The sequence below is a fragment of the Methylobacterium sp. J-048 genome (assembly GCF_022829515.1).
Classification (GTDB): domain Bacteria; phylum Pseudomonadota; class Alphaproteobacteria; order Rhizobiales; family Beijerinckiaceae; genus Methylobacterium.
Window position 1 is genome coordinate 76994 of record NZ_JAKSYL010000100.1, and the last position, 15969, is coordinate 92962.

The window sequence follows — 15969 nt, forward strand, 5'->3', positions numbered from 1 at the left end:
CGGGAGAGGGGGCGCGTCGCGGCCTGCATCAGCGCCGGTGCCTCAAACCTGTGTAGCCCTAAGCCCCTATGGGGAGGAATTGGAGGTGGGGGTGGTTCAGGAGGCACCTTTGCGTTCGATCCTGCACCACCCCCACCCCTGACCCCTCCCCGCAAGGGGGAGGGGAAAACGCACGGTGTTTCAGCCGCGCGAGCCCTGGACGGCTCCGCTGCGCTCCGCCACCTCAGGATGTGGGGGTTCGGTGGGATGGTCGCCGGGTGGTGCGGCAGGCCATGATCCCGACCCACCCTGAAACCGCAGCGCTCGGCCGGGTCGCGTTCTTCGGCCATGACCGGATCGAGCCGACGATCCGGAAACGGGTCGGCGCCATCCGGGAATCCGGCTGGTCGGTGGTCGAATACATGTTCGTGCGGGCACGGGCCGGCCTCGCCGATCCCGTGATCACGGGAGACGTGGTCCCCCTCGGTCAGACCGTGGATCGGCATTACGGAAAGCGGCTGCCGCTGCTCGCGCTCGGGATCGCCCGGGCGCTCGCGCGGTGGCGCGACCTGCGCGCCGCCGACGTGGTCTATGTCCGCAACCTCGACATGGCCCTGGTCGCCTGGGCCTCGATCCGGCTCGCCGGCAGCCGCGCGCCCCTGGTCTACGAGGTGCTCGACATCCAGCGGTTGATGGTGCGGCCGGACAGGGTCGGACGGATCGCCCGGGCGGTCGAGCGCTGGATCCTGCGCCGCAGCGCGCTCCTCGTCGTCAGCGCACCGGACTTCGTGACCCGCTATTTCGCGCCGGTCCAGGGCTTCTCGGGTCCGTGGCACCTGCTCGAGAACAAGGTGATGGCCCACCGCCTCGCCGAGGTGGCGCACCGGCTCGATCGCGGCCGCGTCGCTGGTCCGCCCTGGGTGATCGGCTGGTTCGGCACGCTGCGCTGCCGCCGGAGCCTGACGATCCTCGCAGCGATCGCGCGGGCGCTCGGCAATTCGGTGCGGATCGTCATCGCGGGCCGGCTCTCGGAGGAGGATATCGACCCGCAGGATTTCGCCGCGACGCTGGGCCGGCATCCCAACATGACGTTCCGCGGCCCCTATGCCAATCCCGGTGAGTTGCCCGACATCTATGGCGGCGTCCACTTCAGTTGGGCGGTCGATTACTTAGATGACGGCCTGAACTCGGACTGGCTGCTGCCGAACCGGCTCTACGAGGGCGGCCTGTGCGGGGCGCTGACGCTGGCGCGCGCCGAGACCGCCACCGGCCGCTACGCCGAGGCCGAGGGGTTCGGCTGGGCGTTCCCGGAGCCGCTGGAGGACTCGGTGATCGCGTTCCTGCGCACTCTCGACGGCGCGACCTACGCGCAGATGCAGGGCGGCCTCCTCGCCTGCGAGACCTCGAAATTCGTCGACACGCACGGCATGCGGGATCTGCTGGCGCGGATCGCGTGATCGGCTGGCCGACGGCCGGCGAATCGGGTGCCCTCGGATCCGTCCGGCGCGCGCGTCGGCCTCGATTCGCCGGCGATTCGCCCCGCTCGGGCCGTCACGAAGCCCGGGACCGTCGAGGCGTCCGAAAAACCAGTCCCTATAGACCCTATATTCCGCGAAAACTGTCTTTCATGCGGCTGATCGCTCGCGTGTGCGACGCGAGCGCGAATCGAATTTGAACCGGCAAAATAGAGCGGCGAATACGGATTCCGATGACTGAATTCGACGCCGAGAACGTCCGCTCACACGGATGAAAACACCGGGGCCGCAGGTTTGATATTACGGCCCGCCAAAACTTCAGCTCGATCGCTCCGATACCGGCGCAATGGCCTGACGAACAGTCGCACACATGAAAAGAGCTGGCGAATGCCGGGCAAGATCTTTCAGAGACGCCACCCTTGATCGGACGACTCGCTACGTACGTAGTTCGTAACTGAATTAACTTGCGTAGAAATTTAATCAAACAGACGCCGATAGGGTATTTACAGCGCATTTTACGAAAGTTAGCATTATATCCGCGGTCATCGAGAGCCATCCAATAAGGCTCCGGACGGACCGCAATCCGCCAGTGTCACGCCGATGGCGAGTTCATTGGGTTCCTACGCCCTCGTCTGACAATGGGCTCCTGCGAAAGGGGGTAACTTCTTATGGCCAGTCTTGGTACTCGCGACGAACGCGTCATCGTTGCGCGGGATAGTCTCCAAAGCCGCAACGGCTTTTCGGGCGCCCATGACGGTGACGGTCCGGCCGTCATCGAGCAGCGGGACCCGACGCTGGCCCGCACGAACCGCATCGTGATCATCGATCGGCGGCAGCTCGTCGGCCGATGCCTGGCGGCGTCCCTCCGGGAAGCCGACAAGGACACCGTGTTCGAGGTCTTCCCGGACATCGAGAGCTGGAAGCGCCAGACGCCGTTCGCGGCCGCCAACGTGGTCGTGCTGTGCCGGCCGGACGGCAACCTGTCGGAGACCGAGTGGGCCGAGATCACCCGGGAGCTGGCGCTGCTGCAGGGCGAGGCCGACGCCCCGCCGGTGGCGGTCATCTCGGACGGGGAGAACCTCGACCAGATCGTGCGGACCATCAAACTCGGGGTGAAGGGCTACATCCCGACCACGACCTCCGTCGACATCGCGCTGCAGGCGCTCCAGCTCGTCCAGGCGGGCGGCGTCTACATCCCGGCGGAATGCCTGTTCCCGCTTCTCGCCAGCATCAAGGTCGAGGAGCCGGTCGAAGCCGGCGAGGATGAGATCTTCTCCCCCCGCCAGCTCTGCGTCGCCCGGGCTTTGCGCAAGGGCACGCCGAACAAGATCATCGCCTACGAGCTGAACATGTGCGAGAGCACGGTGAAGGTTCACGTCCGCAACATCATGAAGAAGTTGAAGGCGAAGAACCGCACCGAGGTCGCGTACCTGACCAACAAGTATTTCTTGCGCGAGGATTCAAGCCTGGCCAGCGTGAAGGCCCCGGCGGCCTGATCGCCGCCGGACGAAGACCCGCACGACACAAAGCCGTGTCCGATCCCTTGTGATCGGACACGGCTTTGTCGTTGTGTGCCGCATTGGCAGCCGCTGCCGAGGCCTCGCCCCGATCGCCCGATCCGGCAACCCGGGCGGGCGTTTCAGCCGGCGGCGAGGAGCGACCGGACCGTCACCTCGGGCGACGTCGCCGGCCGGGCGTACTCCCGATCGAAAGCCGGTTCCTCGGGGCGGCCGACGCTGCTGTAGGAAAATCCGTGGAGCCGGGCCTCCTCGGGCCGGTAGACGTTGCGCAGGTCCACCAGGATCGGCGCCCGCATGGTGGCGCGCAGCCGCGCCAGATCCAGCGCCCGGAAGGCGTTCCACTCGGTGACGATCACCAGGGCGTCCGCGCCGTCCGCACAATCGTAGGGATCCTGCGCGAAATCGACCCTGGGCAGGAGCGGCCGGGCCTGGTCCATCCCCTCCGGATCGTAGGCCCGGACCTGGGCGCCGGCATCCTGCAGGCCGGTGACGATCGCGAGCGCGGGCGCGTCGCGCATGTCGTCGGTGTTCGGCTTGAAGGTCAGGCCCAGCACCGCGATCGTCTTGCCGCGGACCCCGCCGCAGGCCCGGATCACCTTGCGGGCCATGCCGCGCTTCCTCTGGTCGTTGACCGCGACCACGGTCTCGACGAGCCGCAGGGGCGTGCCGGCATCCTGGGCGGTCTTGACCAGGGCCAGCGTGTCCTTGGGGAAGCACGAGCCGCCGTAGCCCGGCCCCGCATGCAGGAACTTGCCGCCGATCCGGTTGTCGAGCCCCATGCCGCGGGCGACCTGCTGGACGTCGGCGCCGACCTGCTCGCAGAGATCCGCGATCTCGTTGATGAAGGTGATCTTGGCGGCCAGGAACGCGTTGGCGGCGTACTTGGTCAGCTCCGCGGTGCGCCGCGCGGTGACCAGGATCGGCGCCTGGTTGAGGTAGAGCGGCCGGTAGACCTCGCGCATCACCGCCTCGGCGCGGGGATCCTCGGTGCCGACCACGATGCGGTCCGGCCGCTTGAAGTCGGAGATGGCCGCGCCCTCGCGCAAGAATTCCGGGTTCGACACCACGGCGAAGTCGGCATCGGGCCGGATCTCGCGGATGATGCGCTCGACCTCGTCGCCGGTGCCCACCGGCACGGTCGACTTGGTCACCACTACGGTGAACCGGGTCAGCGCCCGGGCGATGCTGCGGGCCGCCTGATAGACGTAGGACAGGTCGGCGAAGCCGTCGCCGCGACGGGACGGGGTGCCCACCGCGATGAACACCGCGTCGGCCTCCGCGACCGCCGCCTCCAGCTCGGCGACGAAGGACAGCCGGCCCTGGCGGACGTTGTCGGCGACCAGCGCGCCGAGTTCCGGTTCGAAGATCGGAATCTGCCCGGCATTCAGCGCGTCGATCCGGTCGCGATTGCTGTCGACGCACACGACGCTGTGGCCGAAATCGGCCAGGCACGCTCCGGAGACCAGCCCGACATAGCCCGACCCGACCATCGTGATGTTCATGCTTGCCTCGTCGCACCGCGAACGCCTGGATATCCTGGTCTACGGCGCGGGCATCGGCGCGGCACCTCAGGACTTAGGCGTAGGGGCGGTCGGCGAGACGGCGTACGGCAGCGGCGCGATCCCGCCCGGCGGCCCGGCCCCCCGAGGACCGGCAGGAGGCCATCAAGAGGCCGCCGCAAGACCGGGTGCGATACCTCGCTTGGCTTAGCCCCCGCAGATCCCGCGATGTCCAGGACACGCGCGTGAGATCAACCAGCCTAAAAGCTAAGTCTTTTTCGCTCCTTTTAGGCCTGGAACTCGAGGTGTTTAGGCGGGCAGGATCGTAGGGCCAAACGCTCTGGGGGACTTTGGCTGGGGAGAGTCCATTTGGCCGCGCGCTTCTACTTCGAGTTGGCGAACGCAGAGATCACGTTGCACGACACGACCGGCGTCGAGGCCACCGACCTCGCGGAGGCCCTGATCGAGGCGCGCAGCGTCATCGCCGAGATGGCCGACGAGATCGCCGAGGAGCCTGCGGGGCCGCCCTGGACCCTGCTGGTGCGCGACGAGGCCGGCTGGCTCGTCGGACGCCTGCCGATTCGGAAATGACCCGCCCCGGGCTTTACCTATTGTTAACCATTCGCTCGGAGGGTCGGGCCAGCCTTCGATCAAGGGCAGCCATGGCCAGACCGACCGCCTCGTCCTCCAACGTTCTGCGCGCTGCGGCGCTGGCGGACGCCATGGCGACCGACATGGCCTCCACCGCCGAGGCCCTGGCCTGCGCCGGCGATCCCGAGACCGCCGAGACGCTCCGCGCGTTGGCGCGACACAACCGGGTCCTGGCACTCAAGATCCGGACGACGCGGGGCCTCGCGCAGGATAGGATCGGGCTGGCGCGCATTTTCTGATTGGGGACCTCCGGGCTCCTCGCTCCCGCGCAGATCCTGTCGCGACCGCTTCCGCCCGGTTCGGCCAGCCATCAGCCATCCCCGCGCTCGGCTTGCGGGGAGGGAGGGGACCAGCGCCTCGCCTCGTCCCGAGATGCATTCGGGCCCCGTCACGCCGCGCGCAGGGTAGCCAGGAAGCGGTCGACCTCAGCCGAGAGCCGCTCGGACTGGCGGGACAGCCCGGTGGCCGCCGAGAGCACATGGCCGGCCGCCTCACCCGTCTGCTCGGAGGCGTCCGCGACGCCGACGATGTTGCCGGTCACCTCCTTCGTCCCGACGGTCGCCTGGGCGATGTTGCGCACGATCTCCTGCGTCGCCGCCCCCTGCTGCCGCACCGCCGCGGCGATCGAACGGGCCACGCCGTCGATCTCGCGGATCCGCCCTGTGATCGTGTCGATCGCGCCCACGGCCGCGCCGGTCACCCCCTGAATGCGGCTGATCTGGCCGGCGATTTCTTCCGTCGCCTTGGCGGTCTGGCCGGCCAGCTCCTTGACCTCGGTGGCGACCACGGCGAAGCCCCGGCCCGCATCGCCGGCGCGCGCCGCCTCGATCGTGGCGTTCAGCGCCAGCAGGTTGGTCTGGCTGGCGATGGCCGAGATCATCTGCATCACGTCGCCGATCCGGGCGGCCGCCGCGCTCAGCTCGGCGACCAGGGCGGCGGTCTGATCGGCCTCGCCGACCGCCCTCTGGGCGAGATCGGTCGACCCCTGCACCTGCCGGCCGATCTCCTGGATCGAGCCGCCGAGCTCCTCGGTGGCAGCCGCCACCGTGGTGACGTTGGCCGCGGCCTCCTCGGCGGCGGTCGCCACCGCGCCGGACCGGCTGCCGGCCTCCTGGGCGATGTCCGTCATCACCCGGGCGGTGGCCTGCAGCTCGGTCGCCGAAGACGCGACCTGCTCGACGATGCCGGCGACCGCCTGCTCGAAGCTCTGGGCCAGTTCCAGCCGGGCGCGCCTGCGATCAGCCGAAGCCGCGGCATCGGCGGCCCGCTTGCGCTCAGCCTCCTCGGCGGCGCTGCGGGCGACGCTCGCCTTGATGCCCTCGACGGCGCGCCCGACGGCGCCGATCTCGTCGCCGCGCTGCGCCTCCGCGATGGTGGCGTCGATCTCGCCCTTCGCCATGCGCTGCAGGACGGTGACGAGGCTGCCGAGGGGCCGCGTCACGCCGAACAACAGAATCACGGCCGAGAGGCCGAGGGCCGCGAGCAGCCCCGCCGCGGCCGATCCGATCAGGACCAGCCGCGCCTGCTTCGCCGCCGCCTCGGTGGCGTTCTTGCCGTCGGCGAGGCGGGCATCGACCCGCCCCTCGTAAACCCGTGCGGTCTCGTCGAACCGCTTTGCGATCTGTCGGCTGGCCACCACGGCCAGCTGCGTCGCGGCAGCTCGATCGTCCTTGAGGGCGAGGACGTTGGATCTGTCGAGGACGTCATAATACGCGCGGGCTATCTCTCCGATTTCCATCAGCAGATCTCGGACCTCCTTCTTGAGGGATCCCGCCGCGAGAGTCTCGATATTGTCGGCTGTCCGTTTCACCGCATCCAGATAGCTCTTCTCGAAATTCGGGACCTCGCTCGCTGGCTGGCCGATGATGATGTCGCGGTTCATGAGGCCGGCGATCTGGAAATCCTCCCGCACCTGCGAGAAGGCCTTCAGTCTTGCGACGTAATAGTCCACCAGAACATGATTACGCTCAGTTATATCTCCGAGCATACTCAGCGTATAGTAGATTGTTCCGGCCGTTACGATCGAAATGATCAATATCGGCACGGACATCTTGTATACAATTTTAATTTTTTCGAGGATTTTCATATGCAATGTCTCTAAATTGACCCGACCGCATATTAAAATCCTTCGGCAAAACCTATCAAGTGGCTTGACACGAACATTTATCTCGAATCAGCATGTCTCTAACGCAGCCTGAGCAATAAGTTTGGCCCTTTTAGCCGGCGTAGATCGCCGGGGAGGCGACGCTCTGAGGGTGGGGTCGGATTGATCGATGGGCCGTCGGCAGGGATGCGGAGCTTCAGGGCTGACAATCGCGCGCTCCGGCGCCTGGCAGATCTGCCGGATCAGCTCGTCGGAAGCCGATCGAGGGCCGCGCCGTGCGCGCCGATAGTCATCCAAGGACCCCGTGAGGGCAGGCTCAGCCATGCGGCGATCAACGCCCCGATCGATGGCAACGGCGTGGCGTTCCGCGGGGCCGCCGCCCCGATCACGTTGCCGGCTCACCGAACCCCGGAGTTCGATTCGACGCACCCGCGGAGGCCGAATCACTATCAGGCCGGGCGGGAGTACTCGCCCCGAGAAAATTCAATAAAAACGCCTTGAAAAGTGCGTTTTATTGATTGTTCGCGATCGAACAGACTGATAGATTTGCAACATAGCGCTTGACAGGAATTCACCTGCCGTGTCCCCCACAGAAAGCCAGATCAGCGAACCGAGTGCGACTTTGGCGCTCGATATGGTCGGCCGCGCCTACCTTGCTTTGGCGCTTCTCTACGAAACCACGCATCCGGGCGAGTTCGAGGGCGTCCAGCAGAAGATTCGGGCGTTCGTCGAGGACAACTTTCGCATCATCCAGGAAACCAGCGGCCGCGGAACGCTTGCCGCCGGGACGGTCGAGGGCGCGGCCCTCCTCGTGAACAGCGTGCTGGTCGAGGTCGAGAACAAGATCGCCACCATGGTCCGGCCGAGCCGATACATGCAGGGCTAGGGCGCTGGCCAGCGAAGGGGGTCTCGGTTCGGCGCAAGCGAGCCGCAGGGGCAAGGGCCTGGAGCCATCCCCGAGGACGGGTACGCCGAATACCCGACTGTTGCAGTTGAGCCATGAGCCCTTGATAAATCTCGCGCCACGAGCGGGCGACGACAATTGCCATGTCCGAAAGCGTCGACAGTGTTGATGAGGCATGTTACGCCCTGATAAGGGCCGGAAACAAATTTATCGACACAATGAAGATCAGCGATGATTGCGGCCGAGATTCACACAGTGCGGATGTTGCACTCGAGGTTTTGGTACGCGCCTATCACGCCCTGGCGGTCGTCTATGAACTCTCGAACCCCGGGGCCTACTTGGCATTGCATGGAAAGATGATGCCGTATCTGCTGGACAGCTTCCGGGATGCGCAAGCCACGCGAGCCGGCGATCCTGACACCGGCGAACTGTTCAGTGTCGCGCTGGAACGCGTCCGCTGCGCACTGGACGACGTCCAATGCGACGTGTCGGCCGTCCGGACGCGGAACGGCGAGCGCGATCACTGACGAAGCCGATCGGCGATCGGTGCCGTCTCAGCGCGCCGGCCGCATGAGCTGCCCCGGCCCGAGCAGCAGGCGCGCCGCCGAATCCGCCTTGGGAACGCGGCTCGGGATGAGCCACGTGAGCTTGGCCTCCAGCGTCTCGGACAGGATGTGCCGCCAGGCTCGCGGCGCGTGGAGCAGTTCCCGCAGCGCGGCCGCGTAACCGTGCGAACGTCGGCGGTCGAGGACGCGCCGGTGCTGCCATTTCCGCATCGTGGCGTCGCGATGGGCCCGCAGGGCCCTGCGCGCCGCCGGTGCCAGTCCCGACCGGGCGATCATCGCGTCGTCGAAGGTGATGATCGCTCCGAGGTCGTCGGTCCGATGCTGCGCGCTCAGGGAGTCTGCGCGCTCGATCGCCACGTAGCCGCACGGCGCCGTCACGGCGAACACGGCGCCCGCCGCCAGGGCCTCGACATAAAGGGCGTAATCCTCGCCGAGCCGCAGCCGCGCGTCGTAGCGCAGGCCGTGGCGCTGCAAGAACGACCGCCGCATGATCGGCTTCAGGAACCCGAGTTCCCGCCGGTGCTCGCCCGCGCGTCCGATGTTGCCGGCGACGAAGGCCTCGAGCGAGAGGCTCTGCGGCTGGCCCGGCCCGGTCACCAGGCCGGCGACCGCGGCGGCGGCGTTGCCCCGGACCAGGATGATGTCGTCGGCGATCAGGTCCCAGGTCCGGGGGGCAGCCAGCAACCGGCCCAGGCGCCCGTCCAGGAAGTAGTCGTCGGCATCGAGGACGCAGACCAGTCGCGCGGTCGCGACCGCCAGCGCCGCGTTGCGCGCCGCCGCCGGGCCGGCATTGCGCGTCAGCCGCAGCAGCTTCAGCCGGCCCGAACCGTCGCCGGCGGCTTCCGCGGCCGCGCTGGTGCGGTCGTCGGAGGCGTCGTCGACGACGATGACCTCCGCGACCTCCGGCTGACGCAAGGCCGAGGCAACCGCGGTCGCGATGGTGGCCTCGGCGTTGCGCGCCGCAATGATGACGCAGACATCCGCTTCGTCGGTCTGGGCCTGGACGCTTCGCACCGGACGACTCCAAAGATTCCTCAGGCCGGCGGGGCCGGACGACCGTCCTGCACGGTAGGGAGCCTGCGTGCGGGACGCGAGATCGTCCAAAAGGAGGGCACGGGCGCCGGATCGGTTCGTCCGAAAGATCACGGCCGCCTCGGTCGATCGCCCCGATACTTCCCTCGAATGCCCGGCATTGGCTCAGGCGAGGATGTGAGATGACGAGACCGCGCCGCCCGATCCGCAGCGCCGGCTTGGCGACGGCCCTGCTGCTGCTGTCGCCCTTGCCGGCCGCGGCCGGGGACGATCCCGCCCAGCCCGCCGGCTCCGCGCCGGCCTTCCGGGGCGGCGGCTCCTTCGTCGAGACCTTCACCAGCCTCGGCGACCGGCGCTGGTACGTGTCCGACGGCTGGGTCAACGGCGACCACCAGCGCTGCACGTGGTCGCGCCAGCGCGTCCAGATCCCGACCACCGGAGGGCTGACGCTCACCCTGTCCGACAGCCCCTACAAGGACCGCGCCTTCAGCTGCGCCGAGATCCAGACCAACGAGCGCTACGGCTACGGCACCTACGAGGTCCGGATGCGGGCGGGCGCGGCCTCGGGCCTCGTCTCGGCCTTCTTCACCTTTAACGGCCCGGAGAACGGCGACCGTCGGACCAACGACGAGATCGACTTCGAATTCCTGGGCAAGGACACCAAGGGGGTCCAGCTCAATTACTTCACCGGCGGCACCGGCCAGCACGAGACCATCGAGAACCTCGGCTTCGACGCGTCGACCACCATGGCCGATTACGCGCTGGAATGGCTGCCCGACCGGATCCGCTGGTCGGTCAACGGCCGGCTGCTGCGCGAGGTGCGGGGCCTGCCCGACAAGCCGATCCCGTCGCATCCCGGCAAGATCATGCTCACGATCTGGATGGGCCAGGGCGAGGATTTCGTCTCCTGGCTCGGTCCGGCGAGCTACCCGGGCCGGCCGATCACCGCCACCTTCGAGCGCGTGGCCTTCACCAAGCTGGGCGATCCCTGCGGCTTCACGGGCTCGATGGTCTGCCGGTAGGGTGGGAGCACGCTCATCCTGGCGCTCGCCCGTCCCGCATCCGCCCGCGGGCCGGATCGACGGGGCGTGGTGCCGCAGGGCGCGAAATCCTGGAACAGTAACGAAATATTAACCATATCTTCGGCAGGCTGAGGCCCGCGGTCACTGCGGGGCCAAGTCGATGTCCGGGTTCAGCCTTTTCGTTGCATTCTATGCCGTGGGCCTCGTCGAGTTCTGGCGCCTATGCCTCGTGGCGCCCCTGCACCACGACGATCCGGCCTGACGGCAACCGGCCCGCGTCGGTGAGCCAGCGCTCCGCCCGCCCAGCGCTTCCAAGGTGTCTGGCCAGGTGCGCGTCGTAGGATCATCGCTCCCGAGCAATCACGCGCGCTCCTTTCCCGGACAGGTGAAGCGAAGCGGAACTTGATCCGGGACCCAGCACACGAAGCGCCGAGCCAGCGGCACAGGTTGATCAGACGGACGCTGCGCGCCGTCGCGTGCTGGGTCCCGGGCGCATTCCGCTGGCGCTGCATGCGCCCGGGAAAAGGGCCGTGCACACCGCTCGACGCCATGTCCTGACTCGCAGACCAACATCTTGAAAGGGCTGCCGCCAAGCACCTTTGCGAACCCGCCTGGAGCGCTCGCCGCAGTAGCGGATACCGATTCGGCGTAAGCGCGCGCGCTCAATCAAGGACTTAGAGCCTCTCCCGATTGCAACGCGATCGGGAGCGGCGCTAGCGGCTGCCGCGCTGACGCAGGACCGCCGGCACGGTGCGCAGCATGATCGCGATGTCCCGGCGCAGGCTCCAGCGGCCGGCATAGTCCAGGTCGAGCGCCACGCGCTCGGCATAGGTCGTATCCGAGCGGCCCGAGACCTGCCACAGGCCGGTCAATCCCGGCGGGACCGAGAAGCAGGTCGCGAACGCCGCCCCGTAGCGGGTGACCTCGCTCTGCACGATCGGGCGCGGCCCGACCAGGCTCATCTCGCCGCGCATCACGTTCCAGAGCTGGGGCAGCTCGTCCAGCGAGGTCTTGCGCAGCACCTGGCCGAGGGTCGTCACCCGGGGATCCCGGGTCAACTTGTGCGTCGCCTCCCACTCGGCCCGGGCTTGCGGGTAGGCCGCGAGATGCCCGGCCAGGATCGCGTCGCCGTCCGGGACCATGGAGCGGAACTTCAGGCATCCGAACGGACGCCCGTGCCGACCGAGCCGCACGTGCCGGAAGATCGGCGCGCTGCCGTCGCTGATCCAGATCAGCAGGGCGATGAACAGCAGCAGCGGCAGCAGCAGACACAGGGCCGTCAAGGCGACCGCGGTATCCAGCCCCCGCTTCGCCGCCCAGCCGACGCGCGCCGGGGACGCGGCCGGCAATGTCATGACCAACGCTTCGTTGATCGTCTCGACCATATGGTGCGGCGACGACGGGGTGATGGAGGTGGGGGTTCCAACCGGGCGCAGCATGGCGGCGGCTCCTCACTCAGTGCGAAAGGTGGATACGACAGTGCGAGATGCGATCGACACCCGGGATTGCCGGCGTCCGGACGGGCCGCCGTCGGGACGGGGGGAATATTTGGCGCGCGAATGTCTTGAAACGTTGGCACAGTTGAAAACATGCGAGATAAAGCGCCGGCAGGACCACCGAATCACCAGTGGAGATAAGTAATTGCTGGTCCTACTGGTCTTCGCCGCGCTGATCGGCGGCGCGATCGGCTTCGCGGTGGGCCTGCTGCAGGGCTGGCTGGTCGCGCTGCTGGCGGCCCAGGCCGGCGCCGCCATCGGCGTGGGCCTGGTCGTCCTGCTCGGGATGCGCCGGTGAGCGTCTCGGCCCGGCCGGACCGTGGGTCCGGGCACCGTGCAGCGATGACTCGATGCGACCTGCGGCAGGGTGTGCCGCAAGACTTCGCGCCTTACGCGGATCGGTGGGTGTGAGCGATGGCCGTTCACATCAGTGTTCCACCCGAAATCGGACGGGCCATCGCTTTTATACCCCGGTTTGATATTGTTAAACAACCCTAAACGGGAACGGTCCAAGGCCGAATACAGCAATGCGCCAGATGTGCGGCCTGCATCGCCTACCTCGATCGAGGTAGGCCGGTCCCGCGCAGAGCCGGCCTAAACAGCCGGATCGAGTCGGACGAGGCGTGCATGGTCCCGGCGGAGCATCGTCCCGAAAGGGGGGCACCGGCTTTCGGAAGACGACGAGGCGGTATCGAGGACCGACCGAATCGGCCCGGGTCCGATGTCCGGGCCGATGCTGAGGAGCGCCGCATCACCGGGTTCGACGGTCTGCGCGCCGTGGCCTTCCTGATGGTGTTCGTCAGCCATAAGGCGCCGGGCCCGCGCACCGAGGCGGTCGGCAGCGCCGGCGTCTGGCTGTTCTTCGTGCTGAGCGGCTTCCTGATCGTCCGCATCCTCGCGGCGGGCCGCGCGCGCATCGAGGCCGGCGCGGCGACACCGATCGACAGCCTGCGGGTGTTCTACCGGAATCGGTTCGCCCGCATCGTGCCGGTCTACTACGTGTTCCTCTTCGTCCTCTACACGACCCCGTTGGGCGACCCGCTGAGCCTCGGCGACGCGTCGTTCGAGCGCGCGACCTGGCTGTATCTGACGAATTTTTACATCGAGCGGCACGGCTGGGGGACGGAACTCGGACACCTCTGGAGCCTAGCGGTCGAGCAGCAATTCTACCTGCTGTTCGCGCCGGCGGCCCTGTTCCTGCCGCGGCGTCATCTCGGGGCGCTGTGCGGCGCGCTCGTCGGCGCCAGCGTGCTGATGCATGTCGCGCTGTGGTCGGCCGGCGCCTGGCTGGTGAGCTTCGACGTCGACACCCTTGCCAATCTCGGGCTGATCGCCCTCGGCGGGCTGGCCGGGCTGCGGGCGGAGCCTCTGCCGCGCTGGTTCAGGCGCGACGCCGCGATGATCGGCGCGCTGGCCCTGTTCCTGGCGCTGCCGCTGCTGGCCGGGGAGACCGGCCGATGGCTGGTCTTCGGCCGCCTCAGCGGGGTGCTCGCAGCGCTGCTCCTGCTGCAGATCGTGCAATCCCCGGAAAGCCGCGCGGTCGCACTCCTGGACAGCGCCTGGCTGCGCCGGATCGGCGTGATCAGCTACGCCGCCTACCTGTTCCACGTGCCCCTGCACGCGGAGCGGGTGTTGTCGGCGGTCGGATTCCCTCTCGCCGCGCCGCACTCCGTCACCCTGGCGCTCGACCTGGCCCTGACCCTGCTGCTGGCGGAAGCCTCGTGGCGGCTGCTCGAATCCCCGGCCCGCCGTATCCTGCGGGCACCGACGCGGGCGGCTCGGCAACCCAGGCTGATCACGCCGCTGTAAAAGCGCGGTTTCAAAAGGTCTGGGACCTTTTGCGGGTGCAGGGCAGAGCCCTGCGCGCAGGCTCCGGCGCTCGATGCCGTGCGCCGACAAGGCCACTGCGAGGATCGTCGGGCTGATTTGGCCGGCGGATCCAGCGGCGCGCGTACGGGTCGCAAGGTGGTGAAGCCGCAGCCGGCCGCGCGTGCCACGCCGATCGTCCCGGCCGGACTCCCAAGACGGGCCACCCGATGATGCCTGATCGGGCCTCGCAAAGGAAAGGATCCCGCAACGGATTCGGTACCTACCCTGACGGCAGCCGACCGCCTCTGCCCACGCGCTCGAATAAAAAATTATCTTTCGCTGCAATCAGAAAATGCACAACAAACCCCAGCAGATCCAAGATCGATCAGGCAAACTGACGACCAAGCTCAAAGAGCCACGCAGATCAGATCTGAACCTTGACTCACTTAAGCTTCCTGGTCTCTATGAAAACCTGCGGGGCATGGGCCGCAAAGCGGCTCGTCCTGGATCATGATGATCCTGCGCGCGATTTTGGCTCGAGATTTTCCGCCCTCAACCGCATCCTGCCGTGCCTCGCCCTGCGCAAGCCTCCGAGGGGCACACCAAACGTCTCATCAGCTCCTTTGGGAGGCGCTGACGCGGGCGGTTCGAGGCGCAGGTGGATCACAAGCCGAGCGGGCTCCGGGACTCAGGCGTCCTCGACCGAGCCGCGCGCCGTCGGATGGGCCGATGTGACCCCTTCCGATGACCGTTCGCATGGCTTTCACGGCGCGAGAGACGCGGCGACCGTGCCCGTGCGGCCGGAGTGGAATTGTTCGGAGGCGGAGCGATGCACGCGTTGGGATCTGTGACGTCCAATCAATCCACCGCGCTGACGCTGTTGCAGGTCGACGCGTCCCTGAAGGCCCGCTCCGCGCAGGAGGACAGGGAGACCGACCCGGTGTCGTCGCCGGCCGCGACGGCGATTCAGGTGCTGGATCCACGCTCCTCCCTGACCCTGTCGACACAAGCTAGCGATGCGATCCTGTCGCTGGCTCACAAGATCCCCCGGCACAGGAGCAACATCTACCTGCTAGGGGGCATCGACGAGAGTGCGTTGCTCACGGACGAGGCCTTCGCCAAGACGACGGCGGACACGCCTGTGCACGACATGGAGGTCATGAAGGGGATGGGGGCGAGCCGCTGGGTCTGGCGCCCCGAAATCCACCTCACGGGGCTGGCTTTCTTCGAGGCTCTGTCCAGGGCCATTCCGCGCGACTACAAGAATCCCAATTCGATGGCGAGCGCCCTGTTCGTGAACAGGTCCGCCAGAATCGTGCGTGCGATTGACGCTCCGGCGGCCAAGATCGTGTCCGGATATTACGACATGTACAATGATAAGAACGACTACATCGGAACAGTCCGGCGAACCGAGTGCGACCCTGGCTATCTCGAAGCGTTCAAAACCGATAACCCCGGCCTGCGCATTGCACCCGTCTATTTCGGCAACGATGCCGTTCTCGTCATCTGGGCGGACGCGTTCGCGGGGCAAACCGGGCTTGAAGCGCTCAAGCGACTGAAGTTGCCTAACGCCTGATCGGCAACCGCGCCACCACGGCGCCGGTCGCGTCCCGCACCACGAGCATCCAGGCGGTGCCGGGGTCGTCGGCGCAGATATCCGCCGCCATCTCCTGGATAACGCTGCGCGCCTCGGCCAGCACCTCGGCCAGATCGGCGGCCTCCACGCCGTCGGGATCGCGGAGCGTCTCCCGGCCGTTCTCGACATCGAAATAGAACCGGATGGGCACCGAGATCCCCCGTGATTGATGCCCTCGGAGGGCCGTCCGTTCCTGGCTGCGCGGCCCGGCTGCGCCCGACAGACATCATCTGGAGACATAAAGTTTAACAAATATCAAAGCTGATTTCGCCGGGC

General features: G+C 67.3%; 15 protein-coding genes. 10 read left to right on the forward strand and 5 right to left on the reverse strand.

All coding sequences use genetic code 11. From position 1 onward, the window contains the following. Positions 1-272: 272 nt before the first annotated feature. Together MKL09_RS07495 and MKL09_RS07500 are read left to right on the forward strand one after the other, a co-directional pair. The gene (locus MKL09_RS07495; protein WP_244019252.1) at positions 273-1436 is read left to right on the forward strand and encodes a glucosyl transferase; all 1164 of its coding nucleotides are present in this window, start codon (positions 273-275) and stop codon (positions 1434-1436) included. A gap of 686 nt (positions 1437-2122) precedes the next feature. Next, positions 2123-2950: a LuxR C-terminal-related transcriptional regulator gene (locus MKL09_RS07500; RefSeq protein WP_244019254.1), complete on the forward strand. Its 828-nt coding sequence runs from the start codon at positions 2123-2125 to the stop codon at positions 2948-2950. Between the two features lie 143 nt (positions 2951-3093). Here the strand turns inward: MKL09_RS07500 and MKL09_RS07505 are convergent, their stop codons facing one another. After that, positions 3094-4476, reverse strand: a complete 1383-nt coding sequence (locus MKL09_RS07505) for a UDP-glucose dehydrogenase family protein (protein ID WP_244019256.1) — start codon at positions 4474-4476, stop codon at positions 3094-3096. Between the two features lie 366 nt (positions 4477-4842). Between MKL09_RS07505 and MKL09_RS07510 the strand changes: the two genes are divergently transcribed. Together MKL09_RS07510 and MKL09_RS07515 are read left to right on the forward strand one after the other, a co-directional pair. After that, positions 4843-5064, forward strand: a complete 222-nt coding sequence (locus MKL09_RS07510; protein WP_244019258.1) for a DUF6894 family protein — start codon at positions 4843-4845, stop codon at positions 5062-5064. A gap of 71 nt (positions 5065-5135) precedes the next feature. Then, entirely contained in the window at positions 5136-5363 is a 228-nt protein-coding gene (locus MKL09_RS07515) for a hypothetical protein (RefSeq protein ID WP_244019259.1), read from the forward strand. A gap of 149 nt (positions 5364-5512) precedes the next feature. On the opposite strand, the gene MKL09_RS07520 is transcribed toward MKL09_RS07515, so the two are convergent. After that, positions 5513-7210: a methyl-accepting chemotaxis protein gene (locus tag MKL09_RS07520; protein ID WP_244019261.1), complete on the reverse strand. Its 1698-nt coding sequence runs from the start codon at positions 7208-7210 to the stop codon at positions 5513-5515. A 598-nt stretch (positions 7211-7808) separates the two neighbouring features. Here MKL09_RS07520 and MKL09_RS07525 point away from each other — a divergent pair. Further along, entirely contained in the window at positions 7809-8114 is a 306-nt protein-coding gene (locus tag MKL09_RS07525) for a hypothetical protein (protein ID WP_244019263.1), read from the forward strand. Between the two features lie 161 nt (positions 8115-8275). Further along, a complete protein-coding gene (locus tag MKL09_RS07530) occupies positions 8276-8659 on the forward strand; it encodes a hypothetical protein (protein ID WP_244019265.1) in 384 nt (127 codons plus the stop codon). 27 nt (positions 8660-8686) lie between these two features. Here the strand turns inward: MKL09_RS07530 and MKL09_RS07535 are convergent, their stop codons facing one another. Then, the gene (locus MKL09_RS07535) at positions 8687-9712 is read right to left on the reverse strand and encodes a glycosyltransferase family 2 protein (RefSeq protein ID WP_244019267.1); all 1026 of its coding nucleotides are present in this window, start codon (positions 9710-9712) and stop codon (positions 8687-8689) included. A 200-nt stretch (positions 9713-9912) separates the two neighbouring features. Here MKL09_RS07535 and MKL09_RS07540 point away from each other — a divergent pair, with 200 nt between their 5' ends. Next, positions 9913-10752 (forward strand): family 16 glycosylhydrolase, encoded by an 840-nt coding sequence (locus MKL09_RS07540; protein WP_244019268.1) that lies wholly within the window; start codon positions 9913-9915, stop codon positions 10750-10752. Between the two features lie 713 nt (positions 10753-11465). On the opposite strand, the gene MKL09_RS07545 is transcribed toward MKL09_RS07540, so the two are convergent. Next, positions 11466-12191 (reverse strand): sugar transferase, encoded by a 726-nt coding sequence (locus MKL09_RS07545; protein WP_244019269.1) that lies wholly within the window; start codon positions 12189-12191, stop codon positions 11466-11468. 202 nt (positions 12192-12393) lie between these two features. On the opposite strand from MKL09_RS07545, the gene MKL09_RS07550 reads away from it, so the two are divergent. The 3 genes from MKL09_RS07550 (at position 12394) to MKL09_RS07560 (ending at position 15633) form a co-directional block, all read left to right on the forward strand. Continuing rightward, positions 12394-12546 (forward strand): hypothetical protein, encoded by a 153-nt coding sequence (locus MKL09_RS07550; protein ID WP_187193450.1) that lies wholly within the window; start codon positions 12394-12396, stop codon positions 12544-12546. A 329-nt stretch (positions 12547-12875) separates the two neighbouring features. Continuing rightward, a complete protein-coding gene (locus MKL09_RS07555; RefSeq protein WP_279605725.1) occupies positions 12876-14057 on the forward strand; it encodes an acyltransferase family protein in 1182 nt (393 codons plus the stop codon). 829 nt (positions 14058-14886) lie between these two features. Further along, entirely contained in the window at positions 14887-15633 is a 747-nt protein-coding gene (locus tag MKL09_RS07560; RefSeq protein ID WP_244019271.1) for a hypothetical protein, read from the forward strand. Here the strand turns inward: MKL09_RS07560 and MKL09_RS07565 are convergent. Next, positions 15623-15844, reverse strand: a complete 222-nt coding sequence (locus MKL09_RS07565) for a DUF6894 family protein (RefSeq protein ID WP_244019272.1) — start codon at positions 15842-15844, stop codon at positions 15623-15625. The two genes, MKL09_RS07560 and MKL09_RS07565, sit on opposite strands and share 11 nt — an antisense overlap. Positions 15845-15969: the final 125 nt, after the last annotated feature.